16 protein-coding genes are annotated in these 17988 nt (G+C 72.3%); 7 read left to right on the top strand and 9 right to left on the bottom strand.

Translation table 11 applies throughout. From position 1 onward, the window contains the following. Positions 1–139 precede the first annotated feature (139 nt). On the top strand, positions 140–1837 hold the full coding sequence (locus tag AB0C96_RS22215; RefSeq protein WP_362919410.1) for a hypothetical protein: 1698 nt from the start codon (positions 140–142) through the stop codon (positions 1835–1837). A gap of 84 nt (positions 1838–1921) precedes the next feature. Here AB0C96_RS22215 and metG read toward each other — a convergent pair whose 3' ends face one another. Both metG and AB0C96_RS22205 read right to left on the bottom strand, forming a co-directional pair. Then, positions 1922–3637 (bottom strand): methionine--tRNA ligase, encoded by a 1716-nt coding sequence (gene metG, locus AB0C96_RS22210; protein ID WP_362919409.1) that lies wholly within the window; start codon positions 3635–3637, stop codon positions 1922–1924. 329 nt (positions 3638–3966) lie between these two features. Continuing rightward, complete coding sequence (locus tag AB0C96_RS22205; protein WP_362919408.1) at positions 3967–5700, bottom strand: VWA domain-containing protein; 1734 nt, start codon at positions 5698–5700, stop codon at positions 3967–3969. 578 nt (positions 5701–6278) lie between these two features. On the opposite strand from AB0C96_RS22205, the gene AB0C96_RS22200 reads away from it, so the two are divergent. Further along, positions 6279–7577, top strand: coding sequence for an alpha/beta hydrolase-fold protein (locus AB0C96_RS22200; RefSeq protein WP_362919407.1), 1299 nt, complete (start codon positions 6279–6281; stop codon positions 7575–7577). Positions 7578–7789: 212 nt separating this feature from the next. Here AB0C96_RS22200 and AB0C96_RS22195 read toward each other — a convergent pair whose 3' ends face one another. Next, a complete protein-coding gene (locus AB0C96_RS22195) occupies positions 7790–8635 on the bottom strand; it encodes a polysaccharide deacetylase family protein (RefSeq protein ID WP_362919406.1) in 846 nt (281 codons plus the stop codon). A 241-nt stretch (positions 8636–8876) separates the two neighbouring features. On the opposite strand from AB0C96_RS22195, the gene AB0C96_RS22190 reads away from it, so the two are divergent. Genes AB0C96_RS22190 through AB0C96_RS22180 form a run of 3 tightly spaced genes read left to right on the top strand, consistent with a single transcriptional unit; the run spans position 8877 to position 11253 of the window. Further along, complete coding sequence (locus tag AB0C96_RS22190) at positions 8877–9626, top strand: ABC transporter permease (RefSeq protein WP_362919419.1); 750 nt, start codon at positions 8877–8879, stop codon at positions 9624–9626. Then, the gene (locus AB0C96_RS22185; protein ID WP_362919405.1) at positions 9623–10297 is read left to right on the top strand and encodes an ABC transporter permease subunit; all 675 of its coding nucleotides are present in this window, start codon (positions 9623–9625) and stop codon (positions 10295–10297) included. Before AB0C96_RS22190 ends, AB0C96_RS22185 begins: the two co-directional genes overlap by 4 nt. After that, a complete protein-coding gene (locus AB0C96_RS22180) occupies positions 10294–11253 on the top strand; it encodes an ABC transporter substrate-binding protein (RefSeq protein ID WP_362919404.1) in 960 nt (319 codons plus the stop codon). Before AB0C96_RS22185 ends, AB0C96_RS22180 begins: the two co-directional genes overlap by 4 nt. A gap of 104 nt (positions 11254–11357) precedes the next feature. Here the strand turns inward: AB0C96_RS22180 and AB0C96_RS22175 are convergent, their stop codons facing one another. Both AB0C96_RS22175 and AB0C96_RS22170 read right to left on the bottom strand, forming a co-directional pair. Continuing rightward, a complete protein-coding gene (locus AB0C96_RS22175) occupies positions 11358–12515 on the bottom strand; it encodes a betaine/proline/choline family ABC transporter ATP-binding protein (protein WP_362919403.1) in 1158 nt (385 codons plus the stop codon). 97 nt (positions 12516–12612) lie between these two features. Further along, positions 12613–13314: a response regulator transcription factor gene (locus tag AB0C96_RS22170; RefSeq protein ID WP_362919402.1), complete on the bottom strand. Its 702-nt coding sequence runs from the start codon at positions 13312–13314 to the stop codon at positions 12613–12615. 273 nt (positions 13315–13587) lie between these two features. Here AB0C96_RS22170 and AB0C96_RS22165 point away from each other — a divergent pair, with 273 nt between their 5' ends. Together AB0C96_RS22165 and AB0C96_RS22160 are read left to right on the top strand one after the other, a co-directional pair. Continuing rightward, positions 13588–14529, top strand: a complete 942-nt coding sequence (locus AB0C96_RS22165; protein ID WP_362919401.1) for an NADP-dependent oxidoreductase — start codon at positions 13588–13590, stop codon at positions 14527–14529. 146 nt (positions 14530–14675) lie between these two features. After that, positions 14676–14873 carry a hypothetical protein gene (locus AB0C96_RS22160; RefSeq protein WP_362919400.1) on the top strand — a complete coding sequence of 66 codons (198 nt, stop codon included), beginning with the start codon at positions 14676–14678 and terminating at the stop codon, positions 14871–14873. Here the strand turns inward: AB0C96_RS22160 and AB0C96_RS22155 are convergent. The 4 genes from AB0C96_RS22155 to AB0C96_RS22140 form a co-directional block, all read right to left on the bottom strand. Then, entirely contained in the window at positions 14820–15875 is a 1056-nt protein-coding gene (locus AB0C96_RS22155; RefSeq protein WP_362919399.1) for a hypothetical protein, read from the bottom strand. The two genes, AB0C96_RS22160 and AB0C96_RS22155, sit on opposite strands and share 54 nt — an antisense overlap. A gap of 4 nt (positions 15876–15879) precedes the next feature. After that, positions 15880–16482, bottom strand: coding sequence for a hypothetical protein (locus tag AB0C96_RS22150; protein ID WP_362919398.1), 603 nt, complete (start codon positions 16480–16482; stop codon positions 15880–15882). Positions 16483–16574: 92 nt separating this feature from the next. After that, positions 16575–17597 (bottom strand): cation diffusion facilitator family transporter, encoded by a 1023-nt coding sequence (locus AB0C96_RS22145; protein ID WP_362919397.1) that lies wholly within the window; start codon positions 17595–17597, stop codon positions 16575–16577. A gap of 189 nt (positions 17598–17786) precedes the next feature. After that, the gene (locus tag AB0C96_RS22140; protein WP_362919396.1) at positions 17787–17984 is read right to left on the bottom strand and encodes a hypothetical protein; all 198 of its coding nucleotides are present in this window, start codon (positions 17982–17984) and stop codon (positions 17787–17789) included. Positions 17985–17988: the final 4 nt, after the last annotated feature.

Genomic DNA, 17988 nt, shown 5'->3' with positions numbered 1-17988 from the left:
TTTTTTTCACGTGAAACTGTTTCACGTGAAACACCGCCCCCCGGCGTATGCGACCCACCGCCCCCGGCGCGTGCGGTCGACTGCTCCAACCGCACCACACGTGTGGCCGTGATCGAGCGGCGCACGCACTGTGGTGCCCATGCAGCAAGCCAGCCTCCTCCCCGCCAGGTCCGGCCTGGACGCACGGATCCGTACGAAGCCCCCCGCACCGGTCCGTGACCTGCGATGGCTCATCGCTCTGGCCGCCGTCTTCACCGCCGCCCAGGTCTACCTCGCCCTTGCCACACCGGGCCTGGGGTGGGACGAGACGGTGTACGTCAGCCAGGTCGACCCCCATGCGCCGGCCGCGTACTTCAGCGCCCCGCGCGCCCGCGGGGTCACCCTCCTCCTCGCCCCGCTCGCCGCCCTGACGACCTCGGCCGTCGCCCTGCACTGCTACCTCGCGGTGCTCTCCGGTGCCGGATTCCTCCTCTCCCTGTGCGTCTGGCGGCGCCTGCTGCCCGCCCCCGTGCCGGCCCTGGGCGGTGTGCTCTTCGCCGGTCTGTGGATCACGCTCTTCTACGGTCCGCAGGCGATGCCCAACCTGTGGGTCGGCTACGCCGCGCTCGTCGCCACCGGCTGCTTCCTGCTGGCCGTACGGCAGCCGTCGGCCCAGCTGGCTCCCCGTGCCGGTCGTGGCGCGGCGGCCGGCCTCGCCGCCGCGGTGGCCGTCGCCGGCCTGATGCGCCCCATCGACGCCGTCTGGCTGTCCGTACCGCTCTTCGTGGCGGCGCTGTGCGTGCCGACGTGGCGGCGCTCCACCGTGCTGCTGGCTCTGCCGGCCGGGCTGCTCCTCGGGTGCGCCGAGTGGGTCGTGGAGGCCTTCCTGTCCTACGACGGGCTGCTCACCCGGCTGCGGCAGGCCGCGGAGATCCAGGGCGGTCTGGGCTGGCATCCGTCCTTCGGCGACCACGCCAGGGCGCTCCAGGGCAAGACGCTCTGCCGCCCCTGCAACCTGTCCTGGGAGTATCCGGTGACGGCGGCATGGTGGTTCGCACTGCCCCTGGTGGTCATCGGCGCGGTCTGGGCGGCGGCCCGCACCCGTGGGCCCGGCGGCGTACGTCGTGGGCGGGGGCTGGAACCCGTACGGCTGGGCACGCTCGGCCTGGAGCCGGTCCGGCCGATCGTCGTCGGTCCCGACGGCAGACTGCACCGCTACGGCCCGCAGTGGCCCACGCCGCGCCTCGGGGACCCCATCGGCCCCCGCCACCGCTACGGGCCGGCCGCCGCCGTCACCCTTCCCGCCGTGACCGGCCTCTGCCTCGCCGCCCCCTATCTGCTGCTGGTGGAGTACGCCGCCCCGCGCTTCCTGCTGCCGGCCTACGCCCTGCTGCTGATGCCCGCCGCCTGGTTCCTGCACTGGCTCACCCTCCTGCCACGCCGCCGCCACAGTTGGGCGGTGGCCGCGCTGGTCGTCGCGCTGCTGGGCCACGAGGCGATGCAACTGGCGATCGTGAACAAGATGCAGCGCGGGACCGTCCGCGCCCAGCAGGACATCGACCGGATCGCCACCACCCTGCGCGACGCCGGCGTACGGCCGCCCTGTGTGGTGAGCGGTGAGGAGGCGGTGCGGATCGCGTACCAGATCCGTTGCGCGTCCCGGCAGCCGAAGGGCCATGACGCCAGCACCACCGCGGCCGGGCTGACCCGGCTGGGCGCGCGCCGCCCCACCGCCGTCGTCCTGCGCGCCCGCAGCGCACCGCCCCACTACGCCCGCGGCTGGCGCCCGGTCGTCCTCCCGGCGACGCCGGGTCTGAAGCCACTGAGCGCCTATGTGTCGCCGGCGGCCCGCCCCTGAGCGCAGGCGTACCCGCGCCGTTGCACATGCGCCCGCCCGGTCACCGAGGACCGGGCGGGCGCATGGACGTATCGGGGGGCCGGCTTACTCCTCCGTGCCGCCGAACCGCTCACGGTAGGACTCCAGGTCCTCCTCCGTGATCTTGGCGAAGAGCACCGGCGGCACCGTGAAAGGCGTCCCGGCCGGCACCGCGGCCAGCGCCTTCGCCTCGTCCTGCGAGACCCACACGGCGGTGTCGTTCTCCAGCGCGAACGCGCTCCGCATGGCCTTCGCGGACGCCGGGATGAACGGCTCGGAGACCACCGCGTACAGGTGGATCAGGTTCATCGCCGTGCGCAGCGTCAGCGCCGCCGCGTCCTTGTCGGTCTTGATCTCCAGCCACGGGGCCTTCTCCTCCAGGTAGGAGTTGCCCGCGCTCCACAGGGCGCGCAGCGCGGCTGACGCCTTGCGGAACTGGAGCGTCTCCATGTGGCCCTCGTACTCGGCCAGCAGCCCGGCGATCTCCTCGCCCAGCTTCTGCTCCGCGGCGCCGGCCTCGGCGCCCGCCGGCACCTCGTCGCCGAACCGCTTCCGCGAGAACGACAGCACCCGGTTGACGAAGTTGCCGAGGGTGTCCGCCAGGTCCTTGTTGACCGAGGACGCGAACAGCTCCCAGGTGAAGGAGGTGTCGTCGGACTCCGGCGCGTGCGCCATCAGGAAGTAGCGCCAGTAGTCGGCCGGCAGCAGCTCCAGCGCCGCGTCCGTGAAGACGCCCCGGCGCTGCGACGTGGAGAACTTGCCGCCGTAGTAGTTCAGCCAGTTGAAGGCCTTGAGGAAGTCGACCTTCTTCCAGGGCTCGCGGGTCCCCAGCTGCGTCGCCGGGAACATCACGGAGTGGAACGGCACATTGTCCTTGGCCATGAACTCCGTATAGCGGACGTCGACGGACTCGTACCACCACGACTTCCAGTCGCGGTTCTCCGGGTCGACGTCGGCCCACTCCTTCGTCGCCCCGATGTACTCGATCGGCGCGTCGAACCACACGTAGAAGACCTTGCCCTCGGCCGCCAGCTCCGGCCACACATCGGCCGGCACCGGAACGCCCCAGTCCAGGTCACGGGTGATCGCCCGGTCCTGGAGCCCCTCCGTCAGCCACTTGTGGGCAATGGACGAGGCCAGCGTCGGCCACTCCTTGCTCCCGTTGCCTTCGAGCCAGCCCTCGACCTCGTGCTGGAGCTTCGACTGGAGCAGGAAGAGGTGCTTGGTCTCGCGCACCTCGAGATCACCGCTGCCGCTGATCGCCGACCGCGCATCGATCAGGTCGGTCGGGTCCAGCACCCGGGTGCAGTTCTCGCACTGGTCGCCGCGCGCCTTGTCGTAGCCGCAGTGCGGGCAGGTGCCGACGATGTAGCGGTCGGGCAGGAAGCGGTCGTCCGTGACCGAGAAGACCTGCCGGATGGCGCGCTCCTCGATGAACCCGTTCTCGTGCAGCTTGCGCGCGAAGTGCTGGGTCAGCTCCACGTTCTCCGGCGACGAACTCCGACCGAAGTAGTCGAACTCAAGTCCGAAGCCCTCGTAGATCGCCTTCTGCTTGTCGTGCTGCTCGGCGCAGAACGCGGCGACCGACTGCCCCGCGTCCTTCGCCGCCAGCTCGGCCGGCGTCCCGTGCTCGTCCGTCGCGCAGATGTAGAGCACGTCGTGCCCGCGCTGCCGCAGATACCGGGAGTAGACGTCCGCCGGGAGCATGGACCCCACCATGTTGCCCAGGTGCTTGATCCCGTTGATATACGGAAGGGCGCTGGTGATGAGGTGTCGAGCCATTGCCGGCTGCTCCCAAGTCGCTACGGTGAGTGAGGATTTGCTTTACGGAACGTCAATATCGTACTGGACCGGTTGGGGGTGCCGGCGCGGGCTTTTTCGGGGCCGTGATCGTCTCGGCGTGCGGGGGACGTCGATCTTCCGGGGAGGGGACGCGCCGGGGGCGCCGTGGCCGTGGGGGGGCGGGCGTCGTGGCGGTGGCGATGCGGCCGGCGCGGCAAACGGCACCGGCCGCGGGGGCCGGGGGCCCGGCCGCGGCCGGTGGGGTGCTGCTCTTCGGGTGGGTGCTGCTCTTCGGGTGGGTGGTGCTCTTCGCGCGGTGGCGCGGCGGGTCAGGCGTCCTTGAGGACGCCGGCGGTGCGGGCCTCGGTGAGCCACTCGGGGAACTCGACCATCAGCTGCTGGTAGAGCTCGTCGTGGGAGAGGCTGCGCGGGTCGCGGCCGGCGTGGAAGAAGCCGGCGTTGTCCACGACGCGCTTCTCCGGGACGCCCAGGTCGTCGAGCTTGCGGAGGAAGTCGAAGCCCTTGGCCTCCGGGTCGCCGAAGCCGATGAACTGCCAGAAGACGGGGAGTTCGGCCGCCTCGCACAGGGCCTTCTCGGCGGCCGGCTTGGAGGTCGGCGCACCGTCGGTCTGGAAGATGACGAAGGCGGGGGCGGTGGAGCCGGACTTCTTGTAGTGCTCGACCACGGCGTTGATGGCCCAGTGGTAGTTGGTGCGGCCCATGTGGCCGAGGCCGGAGTGCAACTCCTCGATGCGGCCCTCGTAGTTGGTGAGGTCGATGTCGGCGGTGCCGTCGACGTCGGTGGAGAAGAAGACGACCGGGACGGTGGCGTCGTCGTCGAAGTGGGCGGCGAGGCCGAGGGCCTGCTCGGCGAGGTGCTGGACCGTGCCGTCCTTGTAGTAGTTCCGCATCGAGCCGGAGCGGTCGAGGACGAGGTAGACGGCGGCGCGCTGGGAGCCGAGGCCGTGCTTGTCCAGGGTGGCGCCGGCGGACTTGTAGAGGCTGAGGAGGGCGGGCGCGACGGCGGGGAGGGCGGTGTCGGTGGCCGGGGTGGCCGGGGTGTCGGCGGTGGTGGGCTGGGTGGGGGCTTCGGGCTGAGGCTCGGGCTGGGCTTCGGACTGGGCCTCGGGCGCCGGCTCCGTCGTGGCTTCCGGCTCGGTCGTGGCCTCCGGCTCCGTGGTGGCCTCCGGCTCCGGCTCGCTCTCGGCCGCGGGCTGGGGCTCGGGCTGGGCCTCTGCCTGGGCCTCTGCCTGGGCCTCTGCCTGGGCCTCCGCCTTCGGCTCCGGCTCCTCCGCCTTCGGCTCCGCCGGCTCAGGCTGAGTCGTCTCGGGCTTCGCCTCGGACTTGGTCGGTTCGGCCTCCGCCGCCTCGGCCTCCGTCGGCTCGGCCGTGGCCTCCGCCGTCTCCGGCTCGGCCGTGGCAGCCTCGGGCTTCGCCTCCGCCTCCGTCTGTGCCTCCGACTCCGGTTCGGTCGTGGCCTCGGCCTCCGCCTCGGTGGACGTCGCGGATGCCGGGGTCGGGTTGTCGAAGGCCTGGCTGACGAGGTCGGAGACGGTGCTCGCCTCGTCCTCCGCCGAGTCCTTGGCGTCCGCCTGATCCCGGTCGGCCGCCTGGCCCTTGATCTCGGCCTCGGTCTCGGCCCGGCCCTTGGCCTCGTCCTCGTCCACGTCGGCGTTCACGTCCACGTCGGCGTTCACGTCCACGTCGGCGTTCACGTCCACGTCGGCGTTCACGTCCACGTCGGCGTCGGCGTTCACGCCCGCGTCCGCGGCGTCCTTCCCGGCGGGCTCGGCCGGAACGGACGGCTCGCCGCGGTCCACGGGGCTGCTCTGCGCCGGCAGCGAGGCGGTCGTCGGGGCGGGGCCGGTGGCCGCGGCGTGGTCGTCAGAGGTGCGGGCGGCCGGGACTTCGGCTTCCGGGGCGGGGATCGGGGTGGACTCCTCGCGGGCCTCGGGGATGGTCGCGGACTCCGGCTTGTCGGCGCCGCTCGGGGCCGCACCGGTCCCTTCACGGGTCGCCTTGGAGCGACCGAAAGCGTTGCGCAGCAGACTCCGAATGCCCATCGGCGAACCTCTCTTGCGTGTGGTGGGTGCGGCGTTTGTCCGTGAAACGCGGACATGTCCCTGACCAGGACGGATACGTAAGCGTAGCGGCCGGCACCGGCCCCATCGTGGGACCCCGCGCCTCGTGTGCTGGGCTATCCGGGCGGTGTCTCGGGGGAGGGGGTTTCGGCCAGTGGGCCGGTGGTTCGGCCAAGGGGCATCGGTCCTGCGTACGGGGGTGGTACGGGGGGCCGCGCCGCGCCCGTTGACGGTCTGCGCGGGCCGGGGCGCAGGGGGCGTCGCCACCGGACCTCGTCAGCTGTTTCATCCCTTGTTCATGTGGTGGGTGGTCACATAGCGGGACGGACCTGGCCGGGACGGGCGGGCGGGTGGCAGGTGCGGCCGCGCATCCGTCCCGTCCTCACATCACGCCCCGGAAACGAAGTGGCAAGAGGTAAGTAAGAACTGGGTCGTTCAGGTATCCGATGGGCAGGTGTGCCCGTCTTCTCCGGTGACCATTGTCCTGAGCCGCCCGTTGTGCCTTAGGCGGCCGATGAGAAGGCAAGAACCCTTCTGAGGGTGACGGGAGATGTGGGCGCATGGGGCTGACCAGTCAGTCGCTCGAATTCACGGTGATCGTGCTGGCAGTGGCCTGCGTGGCTGCCACGGTGTGGCTCTGGCCCCGGTTGTCGAAGAGCGGGGTCCGTCCCGTGTTGGGCAGGCTGGGCGCGATTGTCGTCACCCAGCTGTCGATCGTGTGCGCGCTCGCCCTGGCCGTGAACACGAACTTCGAGTTCTACGGCAACTGGGACGAGCTGCTGGGCAACAACGACAAGGCGCCGGTGTCCGTGAGCCAGGGCGGGGGCGAGTACGCCGCGGTCGGCAACATGAAGGGCGGGCTGATCCAGCCGGCCGGTCCCCAGGGGCTCGACCGGGTGACCGGTCTGCCCAAGGGCCCCGCCAACAAGGTGGGCAAGGTCGAGTCCGTACGGATCATCGGGCGGCGCACCCGGGCCATCAACCCGGGCTTCGTCTATCTGCCGCCGCAGTACTTCCAGCAGCAGTTCCGCCGTCAGCGCTTCCCGGTCATGGTCGTCATCAGCGGCTACCCCGGCGGCATCATGAACCTCGCGCAGCACCTGCAAGTGCCGCAGAACGCCGGGCGGCTGATCGCGCAGGGGAAGATGCAGCCGACCGTGATCGTGATGGTGCGGCCGACGATCGCACCGCCGCGGGACACCGAGTGCGTGGACGTGCCGGGCGGGCCGCAGGCCGAGACGTTCTTCACCAAGGACCTGCCGGACGCCATGAAGTCGGCCTACCGGGTGGGCCATGACCCCAGCGCCTGGGGCGCGTTCGGGTACTCGTCCGGTGGTACGTGCTCGCTCCAGCTGGCGATGCGCAACCCCACGGCGTACACCTCGGCGGTCTCGCTCTCCGGTGACTACGCGATCAAGGACGACCTGACCACCGGCAGCCTCTTCGGCGCCGGTCCGGAGGGTGCCCAGCGGGAGCGCGAGCACGACCTGCTGTGGCGGATGAAGCACCTGCCCGCGCCGCAGATCTCCGCGCTGGTGGCCAGCAGCCGCAAGGGCGAGGCGGATTACGGCGCCACGATGCAGTTCATCCACGCGGCGAAGTCGCCGATGCGGGTCGACTCGATCATCCTGCCGCAGGGCAGCCACCAGTTCGCGACCTGGCGTCGTGAGGTCGTACCGGCCCTGGAGTGGCAGAGCCAGCAGCTGACGTTCCCGCAGGACACCGAGGCCGTTCCGCCGGCGCGCAAGGCACCGGCCAAGCCCGGGCAGGGCGGTGCGCAGGGCACGGTGTCCGGTCCGAGCAAGGCGCCGGCGACGTCCGACCGGCAGCGGGTGGAGGCGGAGCGCCCCCGGGGCTGAGCCGCCCGTGAATCCCTGGCCGTGAACCCTGGTCTTGAACCTTTGGCCATGAACCCCTGGCCGTGAGCCCGGTCCATCCTCCCCATGGGCCGGGCTCACGTATGTCCGGCTGCCGGTGTCCCAGGGCGGGCCGGATCCGGCCGGGCCGGGTCCGAGGGCCGGGATCGACGGCCGGGGCCGAGAGCGGGCCGGTGCCGGTGCCGGCGCCGTCCTCACGGTCGGTAGACCATCCCCGGTTCCGGCTTCGCGGGGGAGAGCAACTGGGAGACCGTGACGATCGTGTAGCCGCGCTTCTTCAGCTCCTTGAGGATGCCGGGGACGGCCGGCACGGTGCCCTTGTAGATGTCGTGCAGCAGGATGATGCCGTCGCGCTCGGTCTGTTCGAGCACCCGCTTGGTGATCAGGGCCGAGTCATTGGTCTGGTAGTCCTTGGCGGTCACGCTCCACAGGACCTGCGCCAGGCCGAGCTCCTTGCTGATCTCGGAGACCTCTCCGTCGGTCCGGCCCTGCGGCGGGCGCATCAGCGTCGGCGTCTTGCCGGTGATCCTGCGGATCGCGTCCTGGACGCGGGACAGCTCCCGCCTGACCTCGGCGGGCTCGATGTCGGTCAGGATCTGGTGCGACCAGGTGTGGTTGGCCAGTTCATGGCCCTCGGCGTCGATCCGCTTCACCTCGGCGGGGCGCTTCACCACGTGGTTCTTGCCGAGCATGAAGAAGGTCGCGTGCACCTTCTCCTTCTTGAGGATGTCCAGCAGGCGGTCGGTGTTCTCGCTGGGGCCCGCGTCGAAGGTGAGCGCGACGCACTTGGCCTTGCGGCAGTCGACGTCGGAGGAGTCGGCGTGCGCGCCGTTCGCCTTCCCGGTCCTTCCGTTCGCGGTGCCCCCCTGGGCGGCGTCGGCACCGTTCTTGGTGTCCGTGGCCGCCGTCGCGTCGGCACGGGCGTCGGCCGGGGCGGTGACGTCGTAGGTGGCGCAGCCGCTGAGGGCGAGGACCAGGGAGGTGGCCGTCAGCAGCCCGGCTATGGACGTGCTGCGGGCCGCGGACTTCTGCTTCGGCATGCGGGTCCCTTTCGGGGTGCGGGGCGGTGGCTACGGACACGGGACTATACACTGAGTGTATTCACGGCGTGTATAGACGAGGTGTCTACGTGGGGAAGGGCCAGTCCCGAAGGGCGTGGACGGCTCTTTCGGGGGTGTGGACGGCGGTCCCGGGGGGCCTCGGCGGCGGACCCGATTGGACGCCGTGGACGCGACACCCGCGCGCCCGTCGGGGTGGACTCGTACCGTGACCGGACCGCCCGTGACCGCACCGCCGCCGGACGACTGCCTGGCCCGCAACGAATGGATCTGCGGCGACTACCTGACGACCCGCCGGCAGATCCTGCTCGACGCGGTCGCCCAGCACATCCAGCTCACGGTGGTCTCGGTGGCGCTGGGGCTGGTGATCGCGGTCCCGCTGGCGCTGCTGGCCCGCCGCCGGCGCTGGGCGGTCGGGCCGGTGCTCGGGATCACCACGGTCGTCTACACCATCCCGTCGCTGGCGATGTTCTCGCTGCTGCTACCGGTCTACGGGCTGTCCGCCACCCTGGTCGTGGTGGGCCTCGCGCTCTACTCGCTCACCCTGCTGGTGCGGAACATCCTGGCGGGACTGAACGGTGTGCCCGCCGAGGCCAAGGAGGCCGCCCGCGGTATGGGGTACGGGCCGACGCGCCAACTGCTCACCGTCGAACTGCCGCTGGCGGTGCCCGCCGCGATGGCCGGGCTGCGGATCGCCACGGTCTCCGCGGTCGCGCTCACCACCGTCGGGGCGATCGTCGGGTACGGCGGCCTGGGCAACCTCATCTACTCCGGCATGAACTCGCTCTTCAAGGCGCAGGTGCTCACCGCGTCGGTGTTGTGCGTGCTCATCGCGGTCGTCTTCGACCTGCTGCTGCTCGGCGCGGAGCGGCTGCTCACGCCCTGGCGGCGGGTGAGCCGGACGGTGCGCAGGCGGCGCCGGGCCACCGCGGGGCCGAAGCGCCCGGCGGTCGCCGCCGGGCGGCGGACATGAACACCCTCCCGGCCGTCTGGACCTGGCTGACCACCGGCGCCAACTGGTCCGGCGAGAACGGCGTCTGGCACCGCCTGGAACAGCACCTCGTCCTCACCGTCGTCTGTCTGGTCATCAGCGCCCTGATCGCGCTGCCGATCGCGCTGACCCTCGGTCATCTGGGGCGCGGCGGGGCGTTGGCGGTCAACCTCGCCAACGTCGGACGTGCGGTGCCGACCTTCGCCGTCCTGGTCCTGCTGCTGCTCACGCCCCTCGGACGGTACGAGCAGTGGCCGACGATCATCGCGCTGGTGCTGTTCGCCGTCCCGCCGCTGCTGACCAACGCCTACGTCGGGATGCGCGAGGTGGACCAGAACGTGGTGCGGGCCGCGCGGGGCATGGGGATGACCGGCGTGCAGCTGGTGTGGCGGGTCGAAGTGCCGCTCGCCCTCCCGCTCGTGCTGACCGGCGTCCGGATCGCCGCCGTGCAGCTCGTGGCCACCGCGACGCTCGCCGCACTGGTGGGCGGCGGCGGGCTCGGCCGGATCATCACCGCGGGCTTCAACCTGGCCAGCACGCCGCAGGTGGTGGCCGGGGCGGTGCTGGTCGCGGTGTTCGCCCTGCTGATGGAGGCCGCCTTCGAACTCGTGGAGCGGCGTGCGCCGCGGTGGGCACGGGGGCGGGCCCGGTGACGGCCCGGGCCACGGCCCGCGCGGCCGTCGGGGCCCTCGCGGCGCTGGCGCTCGCCGGCTGCTCCACCGGCCCCTCCCTGGAGACCCGTTCTGCGATCACCGCCTCGCCCGGGGACAGCCACGAGCTCGCCATCGGCTCGGCCGGCTTCACCGAGAGCGAGTTGCTCGCCCAGATGTACGCGGCGCTGCTCGCCCACGCCGGCTACCGGACCCGTGTCCTGACCGTCGGCAACCGCGAGCTGTACGAACCCGCGCTGGAGGCGGGGCAGATCGATGTCGTCCCCGAATACGCGGCCACCTTCGCGGACTGGCTCAACGCCAAGAACAAGGGCTCCAGGGCGGCCCCGGTCGCCTCCCCCGACCTCGACCCGACCATGGCCGTCCTGCGCCGGCTGGCCACGGCCCGGGGGCTGACGGTGCTCACCGCCGGCCGGGCCGTCGACCAGAACGCCTTCGCGGTCAGCGCCGCCTACGCCCGTGAGCACCGGCTCAGGACCCTCAGCGACCTGGGCCGGGCGAAACTCCCGGTGCGGCTCGCGGCGGGCGACGAGTGCGTCCAACGACCGTTCTGTGCCCCGGGGTTGAAGAAGAGGTACGGGATCACCATCACCGCTATCGACCCCAAGGGCGTCGGCACCACCCCCGCCAAACAGGCCGTGCAGAACGGGCAGGACCAGATGGTGCTGACCACGAGCACCGATGCCACCCTCGACCGCTTCGGACTGGTGCTGCTGGCCGACGACAAGAAGCTTCAGAACGCCGACTACGTCGTCCCCGTCGTCAACCGCGCCCGTGCGGGCGGTGCGCGGCCGGCCGCCGCCCTCAACCGCCTCAACACGGTCCTGACCACCGCGGACCTGGCCCACCTCAACGAGCAGGTGGACAGCTGGCGGCGGCTCCCGGCGGATGTGGCGCGCACCTACCTGGTGTCCAAGGGACTGTTGCCGAAGGGGTGAGCCGGACGGGTGGCTGTTTCACGTGAAACAGCCACCCGTCCGCGCGGCCGGCTGTCGCGCGCCTGTGCCCTCCCTCGGTCTGTGCCCTCCCTCGGCGGGTGTCCTCACTCGGTGGGTACCGAATCCACCATCGCCCGCTCCCGCGGCACCCCCCGCTCGTCCGCGCCGATCGTGCGGCGCAGCGCCTCGTGGAGCGTGGTCGGGGTGAGGACGCCCAGGAAGCGTTGGCCGTCCAGGACCGCGATCCAACCGGCGTCGTGCTTGAGCATCTCGCTGAAGGCGGCCTTGAGGGTGCCGGTGACCGGTACCCAGGCCTCCATCCGGCGGGCGTGCCGGGCGACCGTCCCGCCGACCCCGGTGAGCTCCTGCGTGCCCACCCAGCCGTGCAGTTCGCCGTCCTCGTCGAGCACCACCGCCCAGCGGGCGCCCTCGGCCCGCAGCCGCACCACCGCCTCCGCGGCGGGCTCGCCCAGCCGGGCGAACGGCGGGCGTTCGAGGTCGTCGCGGTCGATGCTGGTGACCGAGAGCTGCTTCAACGCCCGGTCGGTGCCCACGAATTCGGCGACGTAGGGAGTGGCCGGGGCGCCGAGGACGGTCGCCGGGGTGTCGTACTGCTCGATCCTTCCCGCCCCGTACACCGCGATCCGGTCGCCGAGCCGGATGGCCTCCTCGATGTCATGGGTGACCAGCAGCACCGTCTTGTGCATGGTGGCCTGCAACCGGAGGAACTCCTTCTGTAGCCGGTCGCGGACGACCGGGTCGACGGCCCCGAACGGTTCGTCCATCAGCAGCACCGGCGGGTCGGCGGCGAGCGCCCGGGCCACCCCGACCCGCTGCCGCTGGCCGCCGGAGAGCTGCTCGGGGTAGCGCGCGCCGTAGACGGCCGGGTCCAGGCCGACCAGGTCGAGGAGTTCGGCGGCCCGCTCGCGGGCCTTCGCCTTCTTCCAGCCGGTGAGCACGGGGACGGTGGCGGTGTTGTCGAGGACGGTGCGGTGCGGGAAGAGGCCGGTCTGCTGGATGACGTAGCCGATCCGGCGGCGCAGCCGGACCGGGTCGACGCCGGCGATGTCCGCACCGTCGACGAGGATCCGGCCCTGTGTGGGGTCGATGAGGCGGTTGACCATCATCATGGTCGTCGTCTTGCCACAGCCGGACGGCCCGACGAGGGTCACCAGTTCCCCCTCGCCGACCTCGAAGGAGAGGTCGTCGACGGCGGTGGTGCCGTCGGGGTAGCGCTTGGTGACGGACTCGAACCGGATCATTGGGCCATTGAATCCCGCGGCCCGTGACCGGTCCCGTCATGCGGGCAATTGGGTGCGGCGGCGGTTGTGGGCCGGCCGCGGGGAGCCTCGCCGGCCCTCATGCGGGGCCGGTCGCGCCCGACAGCGGTCCCCGGTCCGACCCGTCGGACATCCGGTATCCCGCGCCCGGCACGGTCTCGATCACCGGTGGGTCCCCGAGCTTGGCGCGCAGCTTGCTGAGCGTGACGCGCACCGCGTTGGTGCGGTAGCTGGTGTGCTCCTCCCAGACCTCCTCGATCAGGTCGTCGCCGCTGACCACCGCGCCCTGGGCGCGCAGCAGCACCTCCAGTACCCCGAACTCCTTGTGCGACAGGGCCAGTGGCCGGCCGTCGCGGTCCGCCCGCCGGCGCGCGGTGTCGACGGTGACGCCGGCCCGCTCGATGACCGGCGGCAGGGCGGGACGGGCCCGCCGGCCCAGCGCCAGGACCCGGGCGAGCAGTTCCTCGTACGCGAACGGCTTGGTGAGGTAGTCGTCGGCGCCCGGCCCCGGACCCGCCACCCGGTCGTGGACCGTGCCGGAGGCGGTGAGCATCAGCACCCGGGTCGGCAGGCCCTGTTCGACCACGTGCCGGCAGAACTCGTCACCGTCCAGCCCGGGCAGATCGCGGTCCAGGACGAGGACGTCGTACGCGCCGAGCCGCAGCCTGGCCAGCGCCTCGCGGCCGTCGTGGGCGAGGTCCGCCGCGATCGCATCGCGGCGCAGACCCGCGCCGATCCTCTCCGCGAGGGGCTCCTCGTCCTCCACCACCAGAACGCGCATGGGGTCATGTGTACCCGAGCGGCATCTTCCTTCGAGGCAAACGTCCTTCGCCGCGACGCCCGGACCAGGGAATTCACCACGCTGGAGCCGGAAGCGCCAGCCGGGTCGGGCAAACCGGAGGCAGTGGGCGCAGCGCACCCCTCCGGGCGGCCCCGCCCCGGGGGGCCGTACGAGTTGCTTCCGCGGCTCCGCCTCTCCTCCTGCCGCATCCGGCCCGGCAGGCGTGCTTACGATCCACCAGGCCACCGGTCGGAGGTGGAAGGGAGCGCCACGATGAGAGCCGTAGCAGTCACCGCATTCGGCGGACAACCGCAGCTCATGGAGCTGCCGCAGCCCGAGCCAGGGCCGGGTGAGGTGCTGGTGCGGCTGGCCGCCGCCGGGCTCAACCCGGTCGACTGGAAGCTCGCCGACGGCGCGTTCGGTGACGCCGTCAAGGCCTCCTTCCCCCTCGTCATGGGGACGGACGGGGCGGGCGAGGTGCTCGCGGTCGGCTCCGGCGTACGGCGGTTCACCGTCGGCGACTCGGTGTTCGGCCAGTTCCAGCGCCCCGAGCAGGGCGGCGGCTCGTACTGCGAACTCGCCGTGACCGACGAGGCCCGGATCGCGCACGCCGCCCGCAGCGTCACCTACGCGACCTCCGCCGCGGTGCCGACCGCCGGTATGACCGCCTACAACCTGGTCGAGGAGACCCGGATCGGGGAGGGCAAGCGGGTGCTGATCGTCGGCGCGACCGGCGGCGTCGGCACCTTCGCCACCCAGCTGGCGGCCGGCCGCGGTGCCGAGGTGGTCGCCACCGCACGCCCGGCCATGGCGGAGCTGATGCGCAATCTGGGCGCGTCCGAGACCGTTGACCACACCGCGGGCCCGCTCGCCGACCAGGTCCTGGCGCTCCATCCGGACGGGGTGGACGTACTGATCGACATGATCAGCGGCCCCGCCGAGTTCGCCGAGCTGACCCGCACCGTGAGCGACGGCGGCACCGCGGTCTCCCTCATCGGCTCGGCCGACGCCGACGACCTCACCGAACGCAACCTGCGCGGCTTCAACTTCGTCAACCGGCCCTCCCCCCAGCTCCTGGAGATCCTGGCCGGCCATCTCGACGCGGGCCGGCTGACCGTCCTGGTGGGCCGCGAGGTCCCCCTGGAGGAGGCCCCGGACGCCCTGGCGGCCAGCCGCACCGGCCGGGCCCAGGGCAAGACCGTCCTGGCGCTCTGACGTAGCGTCATATTGCCTGTGTGGCCTCACGCCTGACGGTGCGCCGGAGCAACGGATCAGCTCCGGATGCAGTAGGCGGACGTGCGGGGTGCGGGCGGGCGGGGTGCGATCGAGGAGTACCGGTCCCCCTCCGATGGGAGAGCACCATGCACGTCCGCACCCTCGCCGCAGCCGTGGCCCTGGCCGGCGCAGCCGTCCTGGGCGGCGCCACCCTCGCCTCCGCCGACAACGGGAGCCGCACCTTGCTCGACGCGGTGGGGGGACCGACGACCGGTTCCGCCCCGTCGTGCCTAGCCGACCTCTCCGTCGTCGTCGACCCGGGCGTCCTGCGCTGCTCCCAGTGACGCCGGGCCGCCGCCCCGGCCGTTCGGACGCCACCTGGGGCGGCGTTCCCCCTTTCCCTGTTCCCCCTTCCCCTGTTCCTGCTTCCCCGCCCTGTGCCGCACGGCCCGGACGGCCGGTGGACCCGCCGCGGCGAGCAGCGCCGTCACCGTGCCGGCGGCCACCACCAGCCAGACGCCCGTCCGCAGCGGCTCCGTGAGCGCATCGGCGTATGCGTCCGCGGCCGGGCGGGGGACCATGGGCGGCAGCGCGTCCAGGGTGCGGCCGCGGACGAGGGCGAGTGCCACCGCGAGCAGGGCGGCGGCCGCCGCACAGCCCGCCCCGGTACAGATCAGGGCCCGCCGACGGCGCCGGGTCAGCATCAGGCCGGCCCCCAGGCACAGCGCGGTGGCCGGGGGCAGGAGCAGCGCGCCGTGGCGTGCCGCGTCGTAGACGGCGCGGATCCGCGGCACGTCGGGGGCCTTCAGCAGGACCACCTCCACACCGGACCGCGGCACCCGGCGGACGAGGTCCACGCCGATGCCCATACCGCTCTGCGACAGCTGGCGCCGGACCCGTTCCAGGACCGGTGTGAGGTCGAGGGTGACCGGGGCGTCACCGGTGGCGGTCAGGGTGCCGTCCAGGGTCCGGTGGGCGGTCCGGTGCACACCGTTCCACATGTCGGGGAAACCGCGGTCGGTGACGACCTGCCGCGCCTGCTTGGCCACGAACGCGCGGACACCGCGGGTGAAGCGCTTGCGCACGGCCGGGCGTTCGGCCTGTGGCACGGCCTTGACCAGGCGCTTCAGCAGACCGTCGAGCCGGATGTGCGCCATCACCCCGTCGGTCACGTCGTCGATGACGGCTTCCTGGACGGCGGCGTTGTCGGCCAGCGGCGCGACCGTCGCGACATAGCGGTCGGTCTCGGTCAGCTCGGTCCGCGCCCAGCTGGCTGCCAGCCCCAGTGGGAGCAGCAGCGCACCCACCAGGAGCAGCACCCCGCCGGCCAGGCCCCTCGCCGACATCACCTCAGCCCCCTCGTGCCGCCCGGAGCCGCCGCACCGCCCGCACCGCCCCGGGCCCCAGCAGCGCCGCGGCCGCGGCGGCCGCCGCCCACCCCGTCCAGCCGCCGCCGGCCGCGCCCGCCGTACCGGTCTCCGGGAGGTCGTCGACATCGCCCGAGCAGGCCGCCGGGGCGTAGGACCGGTCCACGTAGACGCAGACCGTGGCGGCGGCGCGCAGGGTGCCGGGTGCGGCGGTGGCCGGGGTGTGGCGGGCGCCGAGCACGGCGGTGGCGGTGAAGACCCGGATGTCGTGGGCGGGCAGGTCGGCGTGCCAGGTGACCTTCTGCTGCCCCGTCCCGCGGCCCTGGACGAGGCCGCCGGGCGCGGTCGACGAGGTGGTGGTGGCCGGCATCCGCTGTTCGATGCGGGCCCCGCGGACGGCGTCGGACCCCAGGTTGTGCACCGTGACGCGGTAGTCGAGCCGTCTGCCCTCCTCGGCGTCGTCGGTGCCGCCGGTGACCGCGACCGTCACCGAGACGGCGGGCGGTTCCTTGCGGGTGGACGCGGCGGCGGGCGGTCCGGTGAGCGTGGCGGCGCACAGCAGCGCGCAGACAGCGGCGGTTCTCATACCGTCATCCGAGCATCATGGGCCCCGCCAAGGTCGGCAGTCGGCGCCGCTCCCGGGCCGGGTTCACCCGAGTGAGGGGAGGGAGCGGGCTCTCAGTGCTCGTGCGGCCCCGGCCGGTGCACCGGTCCGTGCGCGTCCGCGCAGTGCTCTCCGGCGGGCTCCGCCGCGCCGGCCTCGGGCCGTGGCCCCAGCGTCAGCACCTCGTCCGCGGCGCCCTGTTCGCCCACGTGGTCGACCTGGAGGGTGGCGTGGGTGATCCCGTACTCCTGGCTCAGCAGCTCCTGGAGGCCGCGGCGGACCTTGTGGCAGTCGCCGCCCGGGGCCACCAGGATGTGCGCGGAGAGCGCCGGTTGCCCGGAGGTGATCTGCCAGATGTGCAGGTCGTGCACCTCGACGACCTCGTCCTCGGAGACCAGGTGGTCGCCCAGCGCGTCCGGGTCGACGCCGGCCGGTGCGGCCTCCATGAAGATCCGCCCGGACTCCCGCACCAGCCCGGTGCCGGCCCGCAGCATCAGGGCGACGACCACCAGTGTGGCGATCGCGTCGGCCTGCGCGAAGCCGGTCGTCAGCACGACCAGCCCGGAGATGGCGGTGGCGACGAACCCGAACAGGTCGGTGAGGATGTGCTGGTAGGCCCCCTCGACGTTCAGGCTGGAGCGGTTGGCCTTGGACAGCAGCCAGGTGCAGATCAGGTTCACCACGATGCCGGACAGCGCGGTGATCAGCACCAGCCCGCCGGTCACCGCCGGCGGTGAGATCAGTCGCTGCACCGCCTCGTACGCCAGCCAGACCGACAGCAGCAGCAGGGTGATGCCGTTGGCCTGCGCGGAGAGGATCTCGGCGCGCTTGAGCCCGTAGGTGTAGCCGCCGCGGGCCGGCCGCGCGGCCAGCCGCATGGCGACCAGCGCCAGCACGATGGAGACCGCGTCGGTGAGCATATGGGCGGCGTCCGAGATCAGTGCCAGCGACCGTGCCACCACGCCGATGCCGACCTCGACGATCATGTACGTGGTGAGCAGGGCGAGCGCGGCGCGCAACCAGCGCCGGTCGGCGTCCGGTGCGACCCCGTGCGCATGGCTGTGGCCGTGTCCGTGGCTGTGGGCGTGCTCGGTCATGGGCGCGCTCCTTCCTGGCTCCTCGCAGCGAAGCAAACCGCACTTCGGCAAAAGATCCAAAGGCTGCATCGGTGACCGTTGTCATTACCGTCGAACGGCCTATCGTGCCTGGTCAGAGCGGTGCGGCAGAGAGAGCGAGGAGAGCGGAAGCGGACCGGGACCATCCGGTCGGCGGCGGGCCCCGGGGCGTCAGCCGGCGCGGCGGAAGGTCGGGATGTAGATGGTGCCCGCGGTGATCCTGGTGGTCGCTGCCGACGGCGTCAGCCGTGCGACGGCATCGGGCCGATCCGCTGCCAGGGGTGTCGCGGAGAGGGCGTGCAGGGCCATGAATGCCACGGTGCCCGCGGTGACGGCTGCCGCTGCTGCCTTGGCACCCCTCGGGTACATGCTC

Source organism: Streptomyces sp. NPDC048506 (genome assembly GCF_040651315.1).
Lineage (GTDB): Bacteria > Actinomycetota > Actinomycetes > Streptomycetales > Streptomycetaceae > Streptomyces.
The sequence above is the reverse complement of the archived record's forward strand: the minus strand, read 5'-3'. Positions and strand labels throughout refer to the sequence as shown.

What these genes read in the sequence shown, in the direction of transcription:
- AB0C96_RS22215 (WP_362919410.1), top strand. Translation starts at nt 140, where the DNA reads ATGCAGCAAGCCAGCCTCCTCCCCGCCAGGTCCGGCCTGGACGCACGG.
- metG (WP_362919409.1), bottom strand. Translation starts at nt 3,637, where the DNA reads ATGGCTCGACACCTCATCACCAGCGCCCTTCCGTATATCAACGGGATC.
- AB0C96_RS22205 (WP_362919408.1), bottom strand. Translation starts at nt 5,700, where the DNA reads ATGGGCATTCGGAGTCTGCTGCGCAACGCTTTCGGTCGCTCCAAGGCG.
- AB0C96_RS22200 (WP_362919407.1), top strand. Translation starts at nt 6,279, where the DNA reads ATGGGGCTGACCAGTCAGTCGCTCGAATTCACGGTGATCGTGCTGGCA.
- AB0C96_RS22195 (WP_362919406.1), bottom strand. Translation starts at nt 8,635, where the DNA reads ATGCCGAAGCAGAAGTCCGCGGCCCGCAGCACGTCCATAGCCGGGCTG.
- AB0C96_RS22185 (WP_362919405.1), top strand. Translation starts at nt 9,623, where the DNA reads ATGAACACCCTCCCGGCCGTCTGGACCTGGCTGACCACCGGCGCCAAC.
- AB0C96_RS22175 (WP_362919403.1), bottom strand. Translation starts at nt 12,515, where the DNA reads ATGATCCGGTTCGAGTCCGTCACCAAGCGCTACCCCGACGGCACCACC.
- AB0C96_RS22170 (WP_362919402.1), bottom strand. Translation starts at nt 13,314, where the DNA reads ATGCGCGTTCTGGTGGTGGAGGACGAGGAGCCCCTCGCGGAGAGGATC.
- AB0C96_RS22165 (WP_362919401.1), top strand. Translation starts at nt 13,588, where the DNA reads ATGAGAGCCGTAGCAGTCACCGCATTCGGCGGACAACCGCAGCTCATG.
- AB0C96_RS22160 (WP_362919400.1), top strand. Translation starts at nt 14,676, where the DNA reads ATGCACGTCCGCACCCTCGCCGCAGCCGTGGCCCTGGCCGGCGCAGCC.
- AB0C96_RS22155 (WP_362919399.1), bottom strand. Translation starts at nt 15,875, where the DNA reads ATGTCGGCGAGGGGCCTGGCCGGCGGGGTGCTGCTCCTGGTGGGTGCG.
- AB0C96_RS22150 (WP_362919398.1), bottom strand. Translation starts at nt 16,482, where the DNA reads ATGAGAACCGCCGCTGTCTGCGCGCTGCTGTGCGCCGCCACGCTCACC.
- AB0C96_RS22145 (WP_362919397.1), bottom strand. Translation starts at nt 17,597, where the DNA reads ATGACCGAGCACGCCCACAGCCACGGACACGGCCACAGCCATGCGCAC.
- AB0C96_RS22140 (WP_362919396.1), bottom strand. Translation starts at nt 17,984, where the DNA reads ATGTACCCGAGGGGTGCCAAGGCAGCAGCGGCAGCCGTCACCGCGGGC.